Source organism: Bradyrhizobium nivariense, assembly GCF_029846695.2.
Taxonomy (GTDB): domain Bacteria; phylum Pseudomonadota; class Alphaproteobacteria; order Rhizobiales; family Xanthobacteraceae; genus Bradyrhizobium.
This window is the reverse complement of record NZ_JARWCR020000005.1, coordinates 157,599-175,559: the sequence shown is the minus strand read 5'-3', so window position 1 is coordinate 175,559 and position 17,961 is coordinate 157,599. Positions and strand designations below refer to the sequence as shown.

The following is a 17,961-nucleotide window of genomic DNA, read 5'->3' as shown; positions in this document are numbered from 1 at the left end:
CGTTTTGACTGAAACGTTTGCAGTCGCCAGGAAAAGGCAATGTTCGTGCCGCATGAAGGAAGCACGTATGCGCTCACGGCTGTCTGCCGCGCGTTTGCGCATCACATCTTCGCTGTCATCGCCCGGCTTGACCGGGCGATCCAGTATTCCAGAGGCCGTGTAACGATACGGAAAAGCTGCGGCGTACTGGATGCCCCGGTCAAGCCGGGGCATGACACCTGTGGTTGGGAGAGCAGTCGTCCTACCCGATCACCTTGCCGAACTTGTTCGACTTCGGGAATCCCTTCGGCGGCAGACGGCCGGCGTCGGCGCGGGTGCCTTTCCACTCGGCGAGTTCTTTCATCGTCGCGGAGAATTCGCGTCCCGCGGAGTCTTTCCAGGTCAGGCCCGCCTTGGCGTCGAACACGGCAATGTCGGACAGGCCGCCATCCTTGTACTTCTGCAGGCGGACGCCGCGGCCGCGGGCCATCTCCGGCACCTGGTCGAGCGGGAACACCAGCATCTTGCGGTTCTCGCCGATGACCGCGACGGTGTCGCCGAGCACCTCGGTGACGGTGCGCGCCTCGTTCGGCATGTCGACGTTGAGGACCTGCTTGCCCTTCTTGGTGGTGCCGACGCAATCGTCCTCGTTGACGACAAAGCCCTGGCCCTCGTGGCTCGCGACCAGGAATTTGCGCCCGCCCTTGTTGACGAACAGCGCGACCGGAGCCGCCTCCTGCTCGAGGTCGATGAACAGGCGGATCGGCTCGCCGTGGCCGCGTCCGCCCGGAAGCTTGGCGACATCGAGGGAGTAGAACTTGCCGTTGGTGGCAAACAGCAGCAGCTTCGAGGTCGTCTCCGCGAAGAAGGCGAGACCGAGCTTGTCGTCCTGCTTGAAGGTGAGGCCCGAGAGATCCTCGACATGGCCTTTCATGGTGCGGATCCAGCCCTTGTCGGAGACGACGACGGTCACCGGCTCGCGCTCGACCAAGGCCTCCTCCATGGCGGCGAGATCGTGCTCGGGCGCGTCCGCAAAGGTGGTGCGGCGCTTGCCGAGCGGGGTCTTCGGTCCGAACATGTCGCGAACCTTGCCGACCTGCTCGGCGACTTTCTTCCACTGCTCCGGCTCGGACGCGAGGATCGCGTTGATGCCCTTGAGCTCGTTGCGGAGGTTCTTGTCCTCGGTGCGGATTTCCATCTCTTCGAGCTTGCGCAAGCGACGCAGCCGCATGTCGAGGATGGCCTCGGCCTGTACTTCGGTAAGCTTGAACGTCTTCATCAGAACCGGCTTCGGTTCGTCTTCGGTGCGGATGATCCTGATCACCTCGTCGATGTTCAGGAACGCGATCAGATAGCCACCGAGGACCTCGAGCCGGTTCTCGATCTGCGTCTTGCGGTAGTTGCTGCGCCGAATCAGCACATCGCGCAGATGGTCGAGCCATTCGCGCAGACACTCCGCAAGTCCCACCACCTTGGGGACGCGGCCCTTGATCAGCACGTTCAGGTTCAGCGGAATCTTGTTTTCGAGCTCCGTCAGCCGGAACAGCGATTCCATCATCAGTGCGGGATCGACATTCTTCGACTTCGGCTCGATCACGATACGGACGTCTTCGGCCGACTCGTCCCTGATATCGCCGACCAGCGGCAGCTTCTTCTGGTCCAGCAGCTCGGCGATCTTCTCAATCAGGCGCGACTTCTGCACCAGAAAGGGTATCTCGGTGACGACGACGACCCAGGTGCCACGTGTGCCCTCTTCCTGCTCCCATCGGGAGCGGACGCGGAACGAGCCGCGGCCGGTGGTGTAGGCTTCAGCGATCGCCTGCTTGGAATCGACGCAGATGCCGCCGGTCGGGAAATCCGGCCCCTTGACCCATTTCAGCAGCGCCTTGGATTTCGCGTCGGGCTTCTCGATCAGATGCAGCGCGGCGTCGCAGAGCTCAGCGGCGTTGTGCGGCGGGATCGAGGTCGCCATGCCGACCGCGATACCTTGCGCGCCATTGGCGAGCAGGTTCGGGAAGCCGCCGGGCAGCACGACCGGCTCTTTCGACTGGCCGTCGTAGTTGGGACGGAATTCGACGCCGTCCTCATCGATGCCCTCGAGCAGAAGCCGCGCGACGTCGGTCATGCGCGCTTCGGTGTAGCGGTAGGCGGCGGGATTATCGCCGTCGATATTGCCGAAATTGCCTTGGCCGTCGACCAGCGGGTAGCGCGAGGAGAAGTCCTGCGCGAGACGCACCATGGCGTCGTAGATCGCCTGGTCGCCATGCGGATGGAACGAGCCCATCACGTCGCCGACGATTTTTGCGGATTTCTTGAAGCTGGTGCCGGGGTCGAGCCGGAGCAGGCGCATGCCGTAGAGGATGCGCCGGTGCACCGGCTTCAGGCCGTCGCGCGCATCCGGCAGCGCGCGGTGCATGATGGTGGAGAGCGCGTACGCGAGATAGCGCTCTTCCAGCGCCTCACGCAGCGGCACCTCGTGAATTTCGGCCGGTTCCTCCGGCGGAATCAATCGTTTTCCCATGCCGCCCGGTTAAACCGTGGAAGCGAATCGGGCAAGGATGGATTGGTTCCCTGTGGGCGGCTACTGCCCGGCCCAACCGGCGGTCACGGTCGATTGGGTCTCGGCCTGTGCCGTCACCGGCGCATTGGTCAGGCAACGCCGGGCCGTCTCGATCTCGGCCTCGCTCGCCCCCTTGGACCGGGCCCATGCCTCTGCTGCCGCAGCCGAATATTTGGCCACATAGAACCTGACGACGGTGCAGGAGGCACGGCGAAAGACGCCCGGTTGCTCACCTGCGAGTGCGTCCGGCGCCAGCGCGATCAGCGCTGCCGATATCACAAGTCCCTTGATCAGCATGAGGCTATCCCCGGTTGGAACCCCGACGGCAAGTCCAGGAAACCCGATTTCGTTCCAGAAAGACCGGCCTTATTAGGGCAATGCAGAGCCGCGCCATGCTCATGGCGCGGGAACTGCGGCCTTCGCCTGCTGTCGCGTCAGCGCGTTGATGAAGCCCGCCCGCGCGTCGGAATGGCCCTGCCCGCGCGGCTCCAGCACGTGGCGCAGCAGGAACAGGCCGGTGAGCCGAAAGCCGTCTTGGAGATCCTGGTCGGTGACGTCGCTCGCGGCTTCGCCATGCCGCAAGAAGGGCGGCAACCGCAACAGCCGGTCCCGCCACGGCTCGCCCGCCCCGCGCGACACCGCCCCGCCGGACTTCGGCGAGACATAGATCAGGTCTGTGGTCTCCCCGGTCACCGCGCAGTTGTCCAGCGCCAGCCCGAAGCCGAGCTCGCCGAGCATCGCCAGCTCGAAATGGATCACGTGCACGGCGGCGCTGCCGATGTCGTCGAAATCGTCGAGCGAATGTTCGAGCTGTGCAAAGATGTTCTCGTGCGGATCGCGCTCCGGCAGCAACCGCGCAATCGAGGCGAGATGAGTAACGCCGTAGACGCCGTGGGATGATCCCAGCAGCGTCGCCGCGCGCAGCTTGAGGCCTTCGATGGCATAGGTGCCGAGATGCTCGTCGAGCCGCGCCCGCCACACCACGCTGAGGCTGTTGCCGGGCTGCAGCAGCGGCCGCATCCGCGAGCCGGCGCCGCCGCGGACGAGGCCGAGATGCCGGCCGTGCGCGCGGGTCAGCAGCTCGACGATGGCGCTGCTCTCGCCATGCCGCCGCACCCCCAGCACGATGCCTTCGTCGGTCCATTCCATGGGTGAAGTCTAGCGGATTCCGGTCTTCAATCGTAGGGCGGATTGGCCGAAGGCGTAATCCGCCAAACACGTGTGCACCCCTAGGCGGGATTGCGCCCCGCTAATCCACCCTACGCAGCCTTACGCGTTGAACCAGCCCTGCGCGTCGCCGCGGAACGAGAAATACAATCCCATCGCCGTCAGCACGCAGGAGACGATCTCGATGGCGCTGTCGAGCTCCATGCCCTTTTCGCCCATGATCTGGCCGAGCGAGATCACCGACAGCACGAGCGCCGCCGCCAGCACCCAGCGCGGCCAGTTCTTGCGCCAACGCGCCGCGAGCCAGACGAAATAGACCAGCAGCAGGATCATGCCGCCGGCGAGCAGCGTCGCCGTCATGATCATCTGGTCAGTCATCTCGGCATTCGGCGTGCGGTCCTGCACCGCGACCGACAGGGCATCCAGCATCAACGATGCATAGAGCAGCGCTTCGAAGCGCCGTACGTTGCTGGGTACGCTCATCGGTGACCGATCTTTTCTTGGTTATTCTCTGGGGAATTCCAGGCCCATCTCGCGATAGCGATCGGGATCGTCACCCCAGTTCTCGCGCACCTTCACGAACAGGAAGAGATGCACCGGCACGCCCAGGATCTCGCCGATCTCCTTGCGCGAGTCCGCGCCGATCGACTTGATGGTGGCGCCGCCCGCGCCAAGCACGATCTTGCGCTGGCTTTCGCGCTCGACGAAGATCGTCTGCTCGATGCGCACCGACTTGTCCTTGCGCTCCTCCCACTTGTCGGTCTCGACCGTGGACTGGTAGGGCAATTCCTGGTGCAGCTTGCGAAAGATCTTCTCGCGCGTGATCTCGGCCGCAAGCTGCCGCATCGGCGCGTCCGACATCTGGTCCTCGGGATAGAGGAACGGCCCCGGGGGAACGATCTCGGCCAGTGTATGCCTGAGGTCGTCGACGCCGTCGCCGGAGATCGCCGCGATCATGAAGGTCTTTGCGAAGGCCATGCGCTCGTTGGCGGCCTGCGCCAGCGCCAGCAGCTTCTCGCGCTGGACCAGGTCGACCTTGTTGATGACCAGAATCTTCTCGTGCTTGACGCTGGCGGCCTTGGCGAGGATCGCCTCGGCTTCCTCGTCGATGCCGGCCTTGGCATCCAGCAGCACGCAGACGAGGTCGGCGTCATGCGCGCCGCTCCAGGCGGTCGAGACCATGGCGCGGTCGAGCCGGCGCTTGGGCAGGAAGATGCCGGGCGTATCGACCAGGATGATCTGCGCGTTGTCCTCGATCACGATGCCGCGGATCAGCGCGCGCGTGGTCTGCACCTTGCGCGAGACAATCGTGACCTTGGCCCCGACCAGCGCATTGACCAGAGTGGATTTGCCGACGTTCGGCGCGCCGATCAGCGCGACGAAGCCGCAGCGCGTAGCAGTGGGCGCCTCGCCGCTTGCTTCAACCGTCATTGCCGCCGCCAACGCCTTCGCGTTCGATCATCACTGAAGCTGCTACCTTCTCTGCCGCGCGCTTGCTGCCACCGATGCCTTCCGCCGGCGCCAGCCCCGGCAGGTCGACCGCGACGCGGAATTGCGGATCGTGATGCGGGCCGGTGCGCTCGACCTCGCGGTAGACCGGCGTCGGCAATCCCTTGCCCTGCGCCCATTCCTGAAGAACGGTCTTGGGATCGCGCAAGGGACGCCGCGGCTTGTGCATGCGCTCGGTCCAGTTGCGCTTGACGAACTCGGACGCCGCCGCGTAGCCGCCGTCGAGGAAGACGGCGCCGATCACGGCCTCGCAGATGTCGCCGAGCACGCTCTTGCGCAGGCGCGCGTCGGCGCTGGGGCCGACCGAGCCGAGCTTGATGTCGTCGAGCAGACCGAGCGACTTGGCGACATCGGCGCAGCTCTCCTTGCGCACCAGTTCGGCAAGTCGCTTGGACAGCTCGCCTTCGTCGGCGTTCGGGAAGGCGTGATAGAGCATGTCGGAGACGACGAGCCCGAGCACGTGGTCGCCGAGGAATTCCAGCCGCTGATAGCTGTCGCCGCGCTTGCGCCCGGACTTCAGCGCGGAGACGTGCGTAATCCCCTGCATCAAGAGGTTCGGATCGGCGAAGCTGTAGCCGATGCGGGCTTCGAGCGCCGCGTTCGCATCCGTGCCCTTGGCCTTGATGCTCCGCACCCGCTTCTTCTTCGCGGGCGTCTTGATCTCAAGGGTCTTGGTCGCAGCTTCGCCGTCGGGGCCCGCTTGCGCCTCGGTCGGTTGGGTCGCGATGTCCTTGGCTTCGTCTTTCATCGGACGATTTTGAAGAAGCGAGTCCAGCGCACCGCCCACGGCCAGCGCCAGAACATCCAGGCATGCTCGCCTTCGGCGATCGAGAAGAAGATCATCTGGGCACGCCCGATCAGGTTCTCCTGCGGCACGTAGCCGACCTGACCGAGGAAGCGGCTGTCGGTGGAGTTGTCGCGGTTGTCGCCCATCATGAAGAAGTGGCGGGCCGGCACGGTGTAGACGTTGGTGTTGTCCACGTAGCCGTTGTCGGCGCAGTCCAGCGTCTCGTAGGACACGCCGTTCGGCAGCGTCTCCTTCCAGCGCTTGACCCGGGAGACACCGCCGCCTTCGGAGCCGCAGGGATCCTCGCCGACAAATTCGCTCATGCGCTGCCGCTCGACCGGCGTGTCGTTGATGTAGAGCAGCCCGTCCCGCATCTGGATGCGGTCGCCGGGAAGCCCGATCACGCGCTTGATGTAGTCGGTGGAGTCGTCCTTGGGCAGGCGGAATACGACGATGTCGCCGCGGTTCGGGTCCGAGCCCCAGATCCGCCCCGAGAACAGCGGCGGCGAGAACGGGATCGAGTAGTGGCTATAGCCGTAGGAATATTTCGAGACGAACAGATAGTCGCCGACCAGCAGCGTCGCCTTCATCGAGCCGGATGGGATGTTGAACGGCTGGAACAGGAAGGTGCGGATCACCAGCGCTATCAGGAGAGCGTGGATCACGACCCGGATCGTTTCGCCGACGCCGCTCTCAGTCTTCGTTCCTGAAGTCACGCTCATTGCTCTCTCAATTCCGGCCGGCGGTCACAGCGCGCCCCCCTCCCGCGAACGGTCCGTCGGTTCGCGTCCCAAGGAGATTGTCCTGATTCTGATAATGAGGGCCAATTCCGGCGTAAAGCCGAATTCGCCCAGGCTGATTTGCGTCCGCGGACTTTTAGACGGTTGTCGGAGGCCACGCAATCAAGGAACGCGTCAAAACTATATAAGTCTTTGATTTTTAATGATAATTATAAAATCGCCAAAGCCCGATCAGGATTTGGCCAGCGGCACGGCGGAAATGATGACGAAGGCCTGTGCCAACGGCCAGTCATCGGTGATCGACAGGTCGATCTGCGCCTCGAACCCCTCCGGCGTCAGGGCCTGGAGCCGGGCCAGCGCCCCGCCCGTCAATTGCATGGTCGGCCGTCCTCCCGGCAGGTTGACCACCCCCATGTCGCGCCACCACACGCCGCGCCTTATGCCGGTGCCGAGGGCCTTGGAGCAGGCCTCCTTGGCGGCAAAGCGCTTGGCGTAGGTCGCCACCACCATTTTCTCGTTCTTGGCGCGCCGCTCCGCCTTGGCCCGCTCGGCCGCGGTGAAGATACGATCGAGGAAGCGCTCGCCATGGCGCTCGATCACCTTGCCGACGCGGGTGATGTCGATCAGATCGGAGCCGATGCCGATGATCATGCCCGGCCCCGGCCGCGGTCCATCGCCGCGCGCATGCTGCGCACCGTCTCGGCAAGGCCGACGAACAGGGCTTCGCCGATCATGTAGTAACCGATGTTGAGCTCCATGATCTCCGGCAAGCCTGCGATCGTCTCCGCCGTCGCGTAGTCCAGCCCATGCCCGGCGTGAACCTCCAGCCCCGCTTCCTTCGCGAGCTTCACTCCCGCCACGATACGCTGCCATTCGGCCTCGGCCTTGTCGGCGTCGCCATCGACGACCGCGTCGCACCAGGCGCCGGTGTGGATCTCGATCACGGGCGCGCGCAGCCGCGCCGCCATCTCGATCTGGGCGGGATCGGCGGCGATGAACAGCGACACCCGGATGCCGGCATCGTTCAGCCGCGCGATATAGGGCGCCAGCGCATTGTGCTGGCCGACGACGTCGAGCCCGCCTTCGGTCGTCACCTCCTGGCGCCGCTCCGGCACGAGGCACACCGCGTGCGGCCTGGTGGCGAGCGAGATGCGCATCATGTCGTCGGTCGCCGCCATCTCGAAATTGAGCGGCTTGGAGATCTCGGCTTTCAGCCGCGCCATGTCCTCGTCGCGGATGTGCCGGCGATCCTCGCGCAAGTGAGCGGTGATGCCGTCGGCGCCGGCCTCGATCGCCAGCAGCGCCGCGCGCACCGGATCGGGATTGCGGCCGCCGCGCGCGTTACGCAGGGTCGCGACATGGTCGACATTGACGCCGAGGCGGAGCGGAGGTGCGGGCATTTCAGGACTCACGAAATCATTGGGACAGACCAAGACAGAAGGCGTCTATCCATTAACACGTTCGACGCGGGCGACGACCGCCTTCGCGCGCAGTTGGGCCAGGATCGCGCTCAAATGCTTCAGATCGTAGACTTCGAGATCGATCGTCGTCTCCGTGAAGTCCGGTGAGCGGCGCTGCATGCTGATGTTGTCGATGTTGCCGTCGTGCTCGGCGATCACGGTCGCGATCTGCGCCAGCGCGCCGGGCTCGTTGACGTTCTCGACCTTGATGCGGGCGGGGAAACGCTGCGGCGCGGAGTCCTCGATGTCCCAGCGCACGTCGAGCCAGCGCTCCGGCTCCTCCTCGAAATCCTTCAGGGCCGGCGCCTGGATCGGGTAGATGGTGATGCCCTCGCCCGGCGTGACGATGCCGACGATGCGGTCACCGGGCACGGCGCCGCCGTTCGGCGCGAACTTCACCGGCAGGTCGGAATTGATGCCGCGGATCGGGATCGCGACCGAGCTGCGCGGCGGTTCCGACGATTTCTCCTTGAGCTTGCCGGCAAGCCCCTTCTTGATGCCATAGCGCGCTATGCGCTCCTCCTTGTAGTCGGGATACATCGCACGCGCGACGTGGGAGGCCTTGATCTCGCCGCGCCCCACAGCAGCCATGACGTCCTCGATCGAGGTGCGCGCGAGCCGCGGCAGCGCGCCCTTGAGCTTGTCGTCGGCGTATTCGATCTTGGCGCGCTCGAACAGGCGCTCCACGATGCGCCGGCCGAGACCGACATATTGATCGCGCACCGCAGTCCTGGTGGCGCGGCGGATCGCGGCGCGCGCCTTGCCGGTGACCGCGAGCGTTTCCCAGGCGGACGGCGGCGCCGCCTGCGCTTCCGAGGTCAGCACCTCGACCTCGTCGCCGTTCTGGAGCTCCGAGGACAGCGGCGCGAATTGGCCGTTGATCTTGCAGCCCACCGCGCTGTTGCCGACGTCGGTATGCACGGCATAGGCGAAGTCGATCACGTTGGCATGGCGCGGCAGCGCGATCAGCTTGCCCTTCGGGGTGAAGCAGAACACCTGGTCGTGGAACAGCTCGAGCTTGGTGTGCTCGAGGAATTCCTCGGGATTGGCGCTCTCCGAGAGGATGCCGATGGTGTGGCGCAACCAGGCGAACGCATTGGACTCGCGCTTGAGAAATTCGGTCGGCGAGCCCACGCCTTCCTTGTAGAACACGTGCGCGGCGATGCCGCGCTCGGCGATCTGGTCCATCGCCTCGGTGCGGATCTGCAGCTCGACGCGCTGGTTGCCTGGGCCGATCACGGTGGTGTGAATCGAGCGGTAGTCGTTCTGCTTCGGCGTCGAGATGTAGTCCTTGAAACGCCCGGGCACGACCGGCCAGTTGGTGTGGACGATGCCGAGCGCGCGATAGCAGGCCTCGATGTCGTTGACGACGACGCGGAAGCCGAAGATGTCGGACAATTGCTCGAAGCCGATCGACTTGCGTTCCATCTTGGTCCAGATCGAGAATGGCTTCTTGCGGCGGCCATAGACCCGCGCCCCCAGGCCCCGGTGGCGCAGATTGTTGGAGAGCTGGTCCTCGATTTCGCCGATCAGATTGCGGTTGCGCTCGGCGAGCGCATCAAGCCGCTGCATCACCACCGAATACGCTTCGGGATCGAGGGTACGGAACGACAGGTCCTCCAGCTCCTCGCGCATTTCCTGCATGCCCATGCGCCCCGCCAGCGGCGCATAGATGTCGAGCGTCTCCTCGGCAATGCGCCGTCGCGATTCCGGCGGCACGAAGTCCAGCGTGCGCATGTTGTGCAGGCGGTCGGCGAGCTTCACCAGGAGCACGCGGACATCGTCGGCAATGGCCAGCAACAATTTGCGCAGATTCTCGGCCTGCTTGGCCTCCCGCGACACCAGCTCCAGCCGCTTCAGCTTGGTGAGGCCCTCGACCAGCGCGCCGATCTCGGGCCCGAAGATCTGGTCGATCTCGGCCCGCGTCGCTTCGGTGTCCTCGATCGTGTCGTGGAGCAGCGCAGCCACGATGGTGGCGTCGTCGAGTTTCAGGTCGGTGAGAATCGCCGCCACTTCGAGCGGATGCGAAAAATACGGGTCGCCCGATGCGCGGGTCTGCGAGCCGTGCGCCTTCATGGCGTAGACATAGGCGCGGTTCAGCAGGTCTTCGTCGGTGTTGGGATTGTAGGACCTGACGCGCTCGACGAGGTCATATTGACGCATCATGCGCGCGCGGGACTTCGCCGGGCGCGCGACCGGCGCAGTCGGGGCCACGGCAACCGATTCGGTTGCGGCCTGCATCTGCATTGGTCTGCGGCGCCGATATACCATGCCGTCCTGCCTTCAAACGGGCCACGAGACAGCCCGTTGTATACATCTTAGCTCCGATCGCGCGCGTGTCCGATCAATTCAGTGACAGGGCCAGGCGCCAACCGACGCGCTATGGTAACCACGAAAACGCCAACAAAAGCAAAGGCCCGAACGACGGTTCGGGCCTTTGATAAGATCACAAGAAGTCGACGATCGCGACGGGACGATTTACTCGTCCTCCTCGGGCTGTTCCTCGGGCGGCGCGAGGCCTTCGAGACCCTTCAGGAGCTCTTCTTCCGTCATGCGCTCAACGGCGACTTCGGTATCGTCCGCATCCACGCTCGCACCCGCGGAACCGATCAGCGGCACAGTGTCCGGCTCGGGCTCGTCGACCTCGACGAACTTCTGCAGCGAGTGCACCAGCTCCTCGCGGAGGTCTTCCGGCGAAATGGTCGTGTCGGCAATTTCACGCAAAGACACAACAGGGTTCTTGTCGTTATCGCGGTCAACCGTTAGTTGTGAACCGGACGAAATCATGCGGGCACGGTGGGCGGCCAGCAGGACCAGGTCAAACCGGTTGTCGACCTTGTCGATACAATCTTCTACGGTGACGCGAGCCATGGACTGTCGCTCCGTTGTGGGTGGGATGAAATATGTGGATGATTGGGGCTAGTTATAGGGGCGGGAGCGGTTTCGCAAGGCCAATTTGTGATTTGGCCTCGCCAAACGGCTCTGCTACCCCCACATTGGGGCTGAGGTGGGTGGTTTCCCGGGCCGCCATCGAGGGCGGCGCCGGGTGTACGCAAGTCCGCCATAACTATACCTTGATTGCCCCGACTTCTCCGGATTTGCGATTTCGACGGGTTTCGGCGGGACTTTAGAATTGCGCGGCTTGCTGTCGCCGCGCCAACAATAAACGATCAATCACAACACTACGCGAGCAAACTGAATGTCACCTTCCTCTACCGACAAGATCGCGCTCTTCATCGACGGAGCCAATCTCTACGCGACGGCGAAAACTCTGGGCTTCGACATCGATTACAAGCGCCTGCTGAAGGAGTTTCAGAGCCGCGGGACGCTGCTTCGGGCGTTCTACTACACCGCGATCATCGAGGATCAGGAGTACTCCTCGATCCGCCCCCTGATCGACTGGCTCGATTACAACGGCTACACCGTCGTCACCAAGGCGACCAAGGAGTTCATCGACGCCTCCGGCCGCCGCAAGGTCAAGGGCAACATGGACATCGAGCTCGCCGTGGACGCCATGGAGCTCGCCGAGCACATCGATCAGATGGTGCTGTTCTCGGGTGACGGCGACTTCCGCTCCCTGGTCGAGGCCGTTCAGCGCCGCGGCGTGCGGGTCACCGTGATTTCCACGATCGCCAGCCAGCCGCCGATGATCGCCGACGAGCTGCGCCGACAGGCCGACGTCTTCACGGATCTCGTCGAGCTGCAGTCCAAGCTCGGCCGCGACCCGTCCGAACGCCCCGCCCCGCGTGACCGCGGCGAGCGCGAGGCGCGCCACCACGCCCCGCAGTTCCTCCAGCGCGCAACCACCATGGCGCCGAGGGGCGATGACGACTTCGAGGAGTGAGGCGGCCCGGTCAAGCCGCCAGCCTCTCACCCTCGTCCCCGACCGTGATTGTCCGCTCTGTCCGCGCCTGGTTGCCTTTCGCGAGGCCAACCGCGCGCGCGAGCCATTGTGGCACAATGCGCCGGTTGCGCCTTTCGGCGACATCAAGGCGCGCCTGTTGATCGTCGGCCTCGCGCCGGGGATGCAGGGCGCCAACCGCACCGGCCGTCCCTTCACCGGCGATTATGCCGGCGACCTGCTCTACGCCACGCTGCTCGAATACGGTTTCGCCAAGGGCAAATATCAAGCGCGTCCCGACGACGGCCTGAAGCTGGTCGACTGCCGAATCGCCAATGCGGTGCATTGCGTGCCGCCGCAGAACAAGCCGCTGCCGGTCGAGATCAACACCTGCCGCCAGTTTCTCGCGGCAAATCTCGCAACAATGCCGAACCTGCGCGCGATCGTCGCGCTCGGTCGCATTGCGCACGACACCGTGCTCAAGCCGCTGAACCTGAAGGGATCGCAAGCCCCTTTCGGCCACGGCGCGGTGCACCAGGCCGGCGCATTCAGGCTGTACGACAGCTATCACTGCTCGCGCTACAACACGAACACCCGCGTGCTGACGCCGGACATGTTCCGCTCCGTGTTCGCGAAGGTGAAGACCGACCTCGACTAGGCCTCGACCAGACTCTGGCTAGGCCTCGACTAGGCCCTGGCTAGGTCTTGGCTAGGTCTTGGCGGGATTGGCCTTCAGCCAGTCCAGGACATCGCCCGCGTTCCGGTCGGGCGGGAACACCGGATAGAACACGTGCGTAATCCGCGCATCGTCGATGATCAGCGCCAGGCGCTTGATCAGCGTCAGCCCCGCGACCTCCATGGTCGGCAGATTGAGGGCGCGTGTCAGCGTCAGCTTCTCATCCGAGAGCACCGGGAACGGCAGATGCAGCCGCGAGGCCATCTCGGTCTGGTAGTCGTTGCTCTGGGTCGCGAGACCGAACACCTGGGCAGCGCCGGCGGCCTTCAGCTCGGCAAACAGATCGCGAAACGCGCAGGTCTGCGGGGTGCAACCACGCGCGCCCGGGATCATATCCCAATCGTCGACCAGCGCGATCTTGCCGGGCTCGCCGGTGCGCGGATAGGCGAACACCACGGTCCGGCCCTGCAGCGCCGACAGCGCGACTGACGTGTCGTCAGTGGCGAGCAGGCTGATCGGCGGCAGCGTCATGCCTTTCAGGTGCGCGGCGCCGCCGTCGTCCGCGGGTGCGGGAATCCGGCTCCAATCGACCTCGAGCAGGTTTCTCTGAGTCATTCCGCTATCCCCTCGCCCGCAGCAACCGGCCCTTCTCCCGGCTCCAGTCGCGCTTCTTCTCGGTCTCGCGCTTATCGTGCAGCTTCTTGCCCTTTGCAACTGCGAGCTGCAATTTGGCGCGACCGCGCTCGTTGAAGTAGAGCTTGAGCGGGATCAGGGTCATGCCTTCGCGGTCGACCGCGCCCATCAGCTTGTTGATCTGCTTGCGGTGCAGCAGCAGTTTTCGTGGCCGCTTGGGCTCGTGATTGAAGCGGTTGCCCTGGAGATATTCCGGAATGGTGGCGTTGATCAGCCAGATCTCGCCGTCCTTGGAATCGGCGTAGGATTCCGCGATCGTGCTCTTGCCGCTGCGGATCGATTTGACCTCGGTGCCGGTCAGCGCAATGCCGGCCTCGACCGTGTCCTCGATGGCGTAGTTGAAGCGGGCCTTGCGATTTTCCGCCATGACCTTGATCGGACGTTCGTTCTTATCGGCCATCACATTCAAAAACCATGGAAGACAAACCTGATCGAGATGCGCGAGGACGCTAACAGTTTGGATGAAGCGTGCGCGTCAAGACTTCTTGAGGAGATCGCGGATCTCGGTCAGCAGCTCGACCTCGGCCGACGGCTTTGGGGGAGCGGCAGGCGCAGCCTCGTCCTTGCGCTTCAACTTGTTCATGGCACGGATCACCAGGAACAGCACGAAGGCAATGATGATGAAGTTGATCGTCAGCGTGAGGAAGCTGCCCCAAGCCAAGACGGCACCCTGCTTTTTTGCGTCCGCGAGATTTGCGGCGGTGACCTTGCCCGAAAGCGGCGTGAAGTAGTTCGAGAAGTCGAGCCCGCCGGTGGCCGCGCCGATGATCGGCATGATCACGTCGCCGACCAGCGAATTGACGATGGCGCCGAAGGCCGCACCGATGATGACGCCGACCGCGAGATCGACGACGTTGCCCTTCATGGCGAACTCGCGGAACTCGGTGAGCATCCGCGTGCCCCTTTCCTCGACCCCCCATGACCAGCTCCCCGATTGGCTAGCGCGTCAGTTGACGAGGCCAGCATGAACCATCGCGCTGCGCACGGCAACGCGGGTCGGCTCGGAGACCGGCACCATCGGCAGCCGCAGCGTCTCGTCCAGCTTGCCGAGCAGCGACAACGCGTACTTGATCGGCGCCGGATTGCTCTCGATGAAGAGGTTGTTGTGCAGCGGCATCAGCTTGTCGTGCAGCTTCAGCGCGGTGGCATGATCGCCCTTCGCCCAGGCGGCCTGGAACTCCGAGCACAGCCGCGGCGCGACGTTCGAGGTCACCGAGATGCAGCCGTGGCCGCCATGGGCCATGTAACCGAGGATGGTCGCGTCCTCGCCCGAGAGCTGATTGAAGTCCTCGCCCATCGCCGCGCGTTGCTGCGAGACCCGGACCATGCTGGCGGTGGCGTCCTTGACGCCGGCGATGTTCTTCAGCTCCCACAGTCGCTTCATGGTGTCGACCGACATGTCGATCACCGAGCGCGGCGGGATGTTGTAGATGATGATCGGAATCCCGATCGCGTCGTTGATCGCCTTGAAGTGCTGGTACATGCCTTCCTGGGTCGGCTTGTTGTAGTAAGGCGTCACGACCAGCACCGCGTTCGCGCCCGCCTTCTCGGCGTGCTGGGCGAGCTCGATCGCCTCCTTGGTCGAATTGGAGCCGGCACCGGCGACGACGGGCACGCGGCCCTTCGCTTCCTCGATGCACCATTCGACCACCTTCTTGTGCTCGTCATGGCTCAGCGTCGGGCTCTCGCCGGTGGTGCCGACCGGGACCAAGCCGTTGGTGCCCTCTGAAATCTGCCAGCTGACCAGGGAGCGGAACGCCGCCTCGTCCAGCGAGCCGTTCTTGAACGGCGTGACCAAGGCGGTGAACGATCCCCGGAATTTCGTCTTGGCTGCCATGGACTTCCTCCGTACGCGGCGATCTCGAGAGCAAGCCGCATTCATATCGGGTCTATCCCGCCGGTAAAAGACCCGCTTCCGTGTGAGGCACCGTTTAGGCCGCGATTTTGCCGCGGTGCTGGTGCAAACCCGGCAAAGGTAAGCCGCTGTTGGTATTTTGTCCGCATATTCAATCAAATACAGCCAAATCTTGTACAACAAGGTCTTGAGCCAATTGACTGATTCGGGGCGACGAAACGCCGTGACCTCCTTTCCGCGCGCCGGATGGCGATTGACCGGTCTGGCCGTGTGCCTGATGGCAGGGCTGTCGGTCGGCTGCGCCGCCTGGGCCAAGTCCAATGAGACGACCGCGGAAGGGGCGAAGGACATCGCGAAGCCAGCCGCCAAGGGGCCAGCCAAAGGATCGGTCAAGGGAACAGGCAAGGAAACCACCAAGGAAACCACCAAGGAAACCACCAAGGACGCAGCCAAGGGAGCGAGCAAGGGAGCAGCCCCCGCCCCGGCCAAGGATGCCGCGAAGAAACCTGCCAAGGAGACGGGCAAGGACGCCGGCAAGGAACCAGCGAAGGATAAGCCCAAGCCCGCGGCAGCGGCCCCCGCGCCAAAATCACGGCCGACCGCCAACGCCTCGCCCCACCAGAGCGCACCCGCGCCGGCCGTGACCGCCACCGTCAGACCGACCGCCCCGGCTCCCGCCAAGCCCGTCGCGGCTCCCGTCCTGGCTCCGGCGACCCGCCAGCACGCGGCGCCGCGCAAGCCGGTCACGCCGGCCGCAGTTGCTGCGACCTCCTCGACGTCGCAAGCCGACAAGGACACGCTGGAGACCGTCATCGAGCTCGTGCGCAAGCGCAAATCGGGCGATGCCAGCAATGCCGCGGCCACGATCTCGGATCCCGTCGCGCGAAAGCTCGCGGAATGGATCGTCCTGCGCAGCGAGGACAATGGCGCGACCGTAGAGCGCTACCGCGCCTTCCTGTCCGCCAATCCGAGCTGGCCGTCGCAGACCTTCCTGCGCCGGCGCCTGGAAGCCGCGATGTGGGACGACAGGCGTGACGATTCGGTCGCGTGGTCGTGGTTCGAGAATGAATCCCCCGTCTCCGCCAAGGGCCGCTTCACGCTCGCCAAGGCGATGCTGGCGCGCGGCGACCGCGCCAACGCCGAACGGCTGGTGCGCGAGGCCTGGCGCAGCGATCCGATGTCGGAAGACACCGAGAACAACGCGCTCGACCAGTTCGGCGCGCTGCTGATGCCTGGCGATCAGAAGGCGCGGATGGACACGTTGCTCTACGGCAGCGAGAACGAGGCCGCACTGCGTGCTGCAAAGCGCCTCGGTGCCAGCTATGTCGCACTCGCCAAGGCCCGCATCGCCTCCCTCAAGAAAGCGCCGAACGCACGTGCGCTGCTCGAGGCCGTGCCGCACGAGCTGCACGGCGATCCCGGCTTCATCTTCAGCAAGATCCAGCTGCTACGCCGCGAGGAGAAATTCGCGGAAGCCGCCCAGCTCATGCTGTCGGCGCCAAAGGATCCGAACCGGCTCTACAATCTCGACGAATGGTGGATCGAGCGGCGCCTGCTGGCGCGCAAGATGATCGACACTGAGGAATTCCGCAGCGCCTATCTGATCGCGCGCGATGCGGCCCTGCCCTCGCGCGACATCTACAAGACCGAGCAGGAGTTCACCGCCGGCTGGATCGCACTGCGCTTCCTCAACGATCCCGCGGCCGCCACCCAGCATTTTGCCCGCATCGGCATCGGCAGCGTCAATCCGACCACGCTGGCGCGCGCCGGCTATTGGCAGGGCCGCTCCGCCGAAGCGGCAGGTCGCCAGCAGGAGGCGCGCAACGCCTACGCGCGGGCAGCCGAGCAATCCACCAGCTATTACGGCCAGCTCGCACGCGCCAAGCTCGGCCTGCCGCAGATCGAGCTCAACGGCCAGCCGCGCGGCCGCGGCGCCGAACGGCTGGAAATCGTGCGCGCCGCACAATTGCTCTACGAGCTCGACGAGCGTGAGATGGCGGTGCCTGTGCTCGCCGACATGGGCGAGAACGGCGATCCCGAAGCGCTTGCCGGCCTCGGCGAGCTCACCCAGCGCTACAGCGACGCGCGGGGCATGCTGCTGCTCGGCAAGGCCGCGCTTAATCGCGGACTGCCGTTCGATTTCTATGCCTACCCCGTAAACGGTATTCCGCAGTTCACGCCGATCGGCCCCGAGGTCGAGCGCAGCATCGTCTACGCCATCGCGCGGCAGGAGAGCGCCTTCAATCCCTCGGTGGTCTCGCCGGCGCAGGCCTATGGGCTGATGCAGGTGACGCCGGACGCCGCGCGCTATGTCTGCAAGCGGCACGGCGGGACCTACGATCTGGGGCGGCTGAAGAACGATTCGGTCTACAACGCCACACTTGGTTCAGCCGAGCTCGGCGGGCTGCTCGAGGATTATCGCGGCTCCTACATTATGACGTTTGCCGCCTACAACGCCGGCCGCGGCAGCGTGAAGAAGTGGATCGATCGCTATGGCGATCCGCGTGACGCGAAGGTCGATGCGGTCGACTGGGTCGAGCTGATCCCGTTCTCCGAGACACGCAACTACGTGCAACGGATCATGGAGAACCTTCAGGTCTACCGCGCCCGCTTCGGCGGCGGCACGCGGTTGCAGATCGAGGCCGATTTGCGCCGCGGTGCCGGCAGCGTGGAATAGAGGCGCGCAGTCATTGC

General features: G+C 64.6%; 18 protein-coding genes. 3 read left to right on the top strand and 15 right to left on the bottom strand.

Annotated features, from left to right (window positions below):
• Positions 1–241 precede the first annotated feature (241 nt).
• From parC to rpoZ, 11 genes are all read right to left on the bottom strand, one after another.
• A complete protein-coding gene (gene parC / locus QCM77_RS06855; protein ID WP_279682520.1) occupies positions 242–2,500 on the bottom strand; it encodes a DNA topoisomerase IV subunit A in 2,259 nt (752 codons plus the stop codon).
• A gap of 60 nt (positions 2,501–2,560) precedes the next feature.
• Complete coding sequence (locus QCM77_RS06850) at positions 2,561–2,836, bottom strand: hypothetical protein (RefSeq protein WP_279682519.1); 276 nt, start codon at positions 2,834–2,836, stop codon at positions 2,561–2,563.
• Between the two features lie 99 nt (positions 2,837–2,935).
• Positions 2,936–3,688: a DNA repair protein RecO gene (gene recO, locus QCM77_RS06845; RefSeq protein ID WP_279682518.1), complete on the bottom strand. Its 753-nt coding sequence runs from the start codon at positions 3,686–3,688 to the stop codon at positions 2,936–2,938.
• A 120-nt stretch (positions 3,689–3,808) separates the two neighbouring features.
• On the bottom strand, positions 3,809–4,189 hold the full coding sequence (locus QCM77_RS06840) for a hypothetical protein (RefSeq protein WP_279682517.1): 381 nt from the start codon (positions 4,187–4,189) through the stop codon (positions 3,809–3,811).
• Between the two features lie 21 nt (positions 4,190–4,210).
• The gene (gene era, locus QCM77_RS06835) at positions 4,211–5,137 is read right to left on the bottom strand and encodes a GTPase Era (protein ID WP_279682516.1); all 927 of its coding nucleotides are present in this window, start codon (positions 5,135–5,137) and stop codon (positions 4,211–4,213) included.
• The gene (rnc, locus tag QCM77_RS06830; protein WP_279667616.1) at positions 5,127–5,963 is read right to left on the bottom strand and encodes a ribonuclease III; all 837 of its coding nucleotides are present in this window, start codon (positions 5,961–5,963) and stop codon (positions 5,127–5,129) included. Before rnc ends, era begins: the two co-directional genes overlap by 11 nt.
• On the bottom strand, positions 5,960–6,724 hold the full coding sequence (lepB, locus tag QCM77_RS06825) for a signal peptidase I (protein WP_279667617.1): 765 nt from the start codon (positions 6,722–6,724) through the stop codon (positions 5,960–5,962). The genes rnc and lepB overlap by 4 nt, the downstream gene beginning before the upstream one ends.
• Before the next feature lie 249 nt (positions 6,725–6,973).
• Positions 6,974–7,393: a holo-ACP synthase gene (gene acpS, locus QCM77_RS06820; protein ID WP_279667618.1), complete on the bottom strand. Its 420-nt coding sequence runs from the start codon at positions 7,391–7,393 to the stop codon at positions 6,974–6,976.
• Complete coding sequence (locus QCM77_RS06815) at positions 7,390–8,142, bottom strand: pyridoxine 5'-phosphate synthase (RefSeq protein WP_279682515.1); 753 nt, start codon at positions 8,140–8,142, stop codon at positions 7,390–7,392. The genes acpS and QCM77_RS06815 overlap by 4 nt, the downstream gene beginning before the upstream one ends.
• Before the next feature lie 45 nt (positions 8,143–8,187).
• Positions 8,188–10,473: a RelA/SpoT family protein gene (locus QCM77_RS06810; RefSeq protein WP_279682514.1), complete on the bottom strand. Its 2,286-nt coding sequence runs from the start codon at positions 10,471–10,473 to the stop codon at positions 8,188–8,190.
• A gap of 207 nt (positions 10,474–10,680) precedes the next feature.
• Entirely contained in the window at positions 10,681–11,073 is a 393-nt protein-coding gene (rpoZ, locus tag QCM77_RS06805; RefSeq protein WP_008133017.1) for a DNA-directed RNA polymerase subunit omega, read from the bottom strand.
• A gap of 328 nt (positions 11,074–11,401) precedes the next feature.
• Between rpoZ and QCM77_RS06800 the strand changes: the two genes are divergently transcribed.
• Both QCM77_RS06800 and QCM77_RS06795 read left to right on the top strand, forming a co-directional pair.
• Positions 11,402–12,046, top strand: a complete 645-nt coding sequence (locus QCM77_RS06800; RefSeq protein WP_045008001.1) for a LabA-like NYN domain-containing protein — start codon at positions 11,402–11,404, stop codon at positions 12,044–12,046.
• Positions 12,027–12,701 carry a uracil-DNA glycosylase gene (locus QCM77_RS06795; protein ID WP_279682513.1) on the top strand — a complete coding sequence of 225 codons (675 nt, stop codon included), beginning with the start codon at positions 12,027–12,029 and terminating at the stop codon, positions 12,699–12,701. The genes QCM77_RS06800 and QCM77_RS06795 overlap by 20 nt, the downstream gene beginning before the upstream one ends.
• Positions 12,702–12,752: 51 nt before the next feature.
• On the opposite strand, the gene QCM77_RS06790 is transcribed toward QCM77_RS06795, so the two are convergent.
• The 4 genes from QCM77_RS06790 to dapA all read right to left on the bottom strand — a co-directional run bounded on the left by QCM77_RS06790 (position 12,753) and on the right by dapA (position 15,249).
• Positions 12,753–13,334: a peroxiredoxin gene (locus QCM77_RS06790; RefSeq protein ID WP_279667514.1), complete on the bottom strand. Its 582-nt coding sequence runs from the start codon at positions 13,332–13,334 to the stop codon at positions 12,753–12,755.
• A 4-nt stretch (positions 13,335–13,338) separates the two neighbouring features.
• Complete coding sequence (smpB, locus tag QCM77_RS06785) at positions 13,339–13,812, bottom strand: SsrA-binding protein SmpB (protein ID WP_247321757.1); 474 nt, start codon at positions 13,810–13,812, stop codon at positions 13,339–13,341.
• Positions 13,813–13,887: 75 nt separating this feature from the next.
• Entirely contained in the window at positions 13,888–14,304 is a 417-nt protein-coding gene (gene mscL, locus QCM77_RS06780) for a large conductance mechanosensitive channel protein MscL (protein ID WP_279667513.1), read from the bottom strand.
• 54 nt (positions 14,305–14,358) lie between these two features.
• Positions 14,359–15,249 carry a 4-hydroxy-tetrahydrodipicolinate synthase gene (gene dapA, locus QCM77_RS06775; RefSeq protein WP_279667512.1) on the bottom strand — a complete coding sequence of 297 codons (891 nt, stop codon included), beginning with the start codon at positions 15,247–15,249 and terminating at the stop codon, positions 14,359–14,361.
• Positions 15,250–15,544: 295 nt separating this feature from the next.
• On the opposite strand from dapA, the gene QCM77_RS06770 reads away from it, so the two are divergent.
• Positions 15,545–17,944: a lytic transglycosylase domain-containing protein gene (locus tag QCM77_RS06770; protein WP_279682583.1), complete on the top strand. Its 2,400-nt coding sequence runs from the start codon at positions 15,545–15,547 to the stop codon at positions 17,942–17,944.
• Positions 17,945–17,961 lie beyond the last annotated feature (17 nt).

Coding starts and splice junctions, on each gene's coding strand:
- lepB (WP_279667617.1), bottom strand. CDS start 6,724: ATGAGCGTGACTTCAGGAACGAAGACTGAGAGCGGCGTCGGCGAAACG.
- QCM77_RS06815 (WP_279682515.1), bottom strand. CDS start 8,142: ATGCCCGCACCTCCGCTCCGCCTCGGCGTCAATGTCGACCATGTCGCG.
- QCM77_RS06810 (WP_279682514.1), bottom strand. CDS start 10,473: ATGGTATATCGGCGCCGCAGACCAATGCAGATGCAGGCCGCAACCGAA.
- recO (WP_279682518.1), bottom strand. CDS start 3,688: ATGGAATGGACCGACGAAGGCATCGTGCTGGGGGTGCGGCGGCATGGC.
- acpS (WP_279667618.1), bottom strand. CDS start 7,393: ATGATCATCGGCATCGGCTCCGATCTGATCGACATCACCCGCGTCGGC.
- mscL (WP_279667513.1), bottom strand. CDS start 14,304: ATGCTCACCGAGTTCCGCGAGTTCGCCATGAAGGGCAACGTCGTCGAT.
- rnc (WP_279667616.1), bottom strand. CDS start 5,963: ATGAAAGACGAAGCCAAGGACATCGCGACCCAACCGACCGAGGCGCAA.
- QCM77_RS06800 (WP_045008001.1), top strand. CDS start 11,402: ATGTCACCTTCCTCTACCGACAAGATCGCGCTCTTCATCGACGGAGCC.
- QCM77_RS06850 (WP_279682519.1), bottom strand. CDS start 2,836: ATGCTGATCAAGGGACTTGTGATATCGGCAGCGCTGATCGCGCTGGCG.
- era (WP_279682516.1), bottom strand. CDS start 5,137: ATGACGGTTGAAGCAAGCGGCGAGGCGCCCACTGCTACGCGCTGCGGC.
- rpoZ (WP_008133017.1), bottom strand. CDS start 11,073: ATGGCTCGCGTCACCGTAGAAGATTGTATCGACAAGGTCGACAACCGG.
- smpB (WP_247321757.1), bottom strand. CDS start 13,812: ATGGCCGATAAGAACGAACGTCCGATCAAGGTCATGGCGGAAAATCGC.
- QCM77_RS06795 (WP_279682513.1), top strand. CDS start 12,027: ATGACGACTTCGAGGAGTGAGGCGGCCCGGTCAAGCCGCCAGCCTCTC.
- dapA (WP_279667512.1), bottom strand. CDS start 15,249: ATGGCAGCCAAGACGAAATTCCGGGGATCGTTCACCGCCTTGGTCACG.
- parC (WP_279682520.1), bottom strand. CDS start 2,500: ATGGGAAAACGATTGATTCCGCCGGAGGAACCGGCCGAAATTCACGAG.
- QCM77_RS06770 (WP_279682583.1), top strand. CDS start 15,545: ATGGCAGGGCTGTCGGTCGGCTGCGCCGCCTGGGCCAAGTCCAATGAG.
- QCM77_RS06840 (WP_279682517.1), bottom strand. CDS start 4,189: ATGAGCGTACCCAGCAACGTACGGCGCTTCGAAGCGCTGCTCTATGCA.
- QCM77_RS06790 (WP_279667514.1), bottom strand. CDS start 13,334: ATGACTCAGAGAAACCTGCTCGAGGTCGATTGGAGCCGGATTCCCGCA.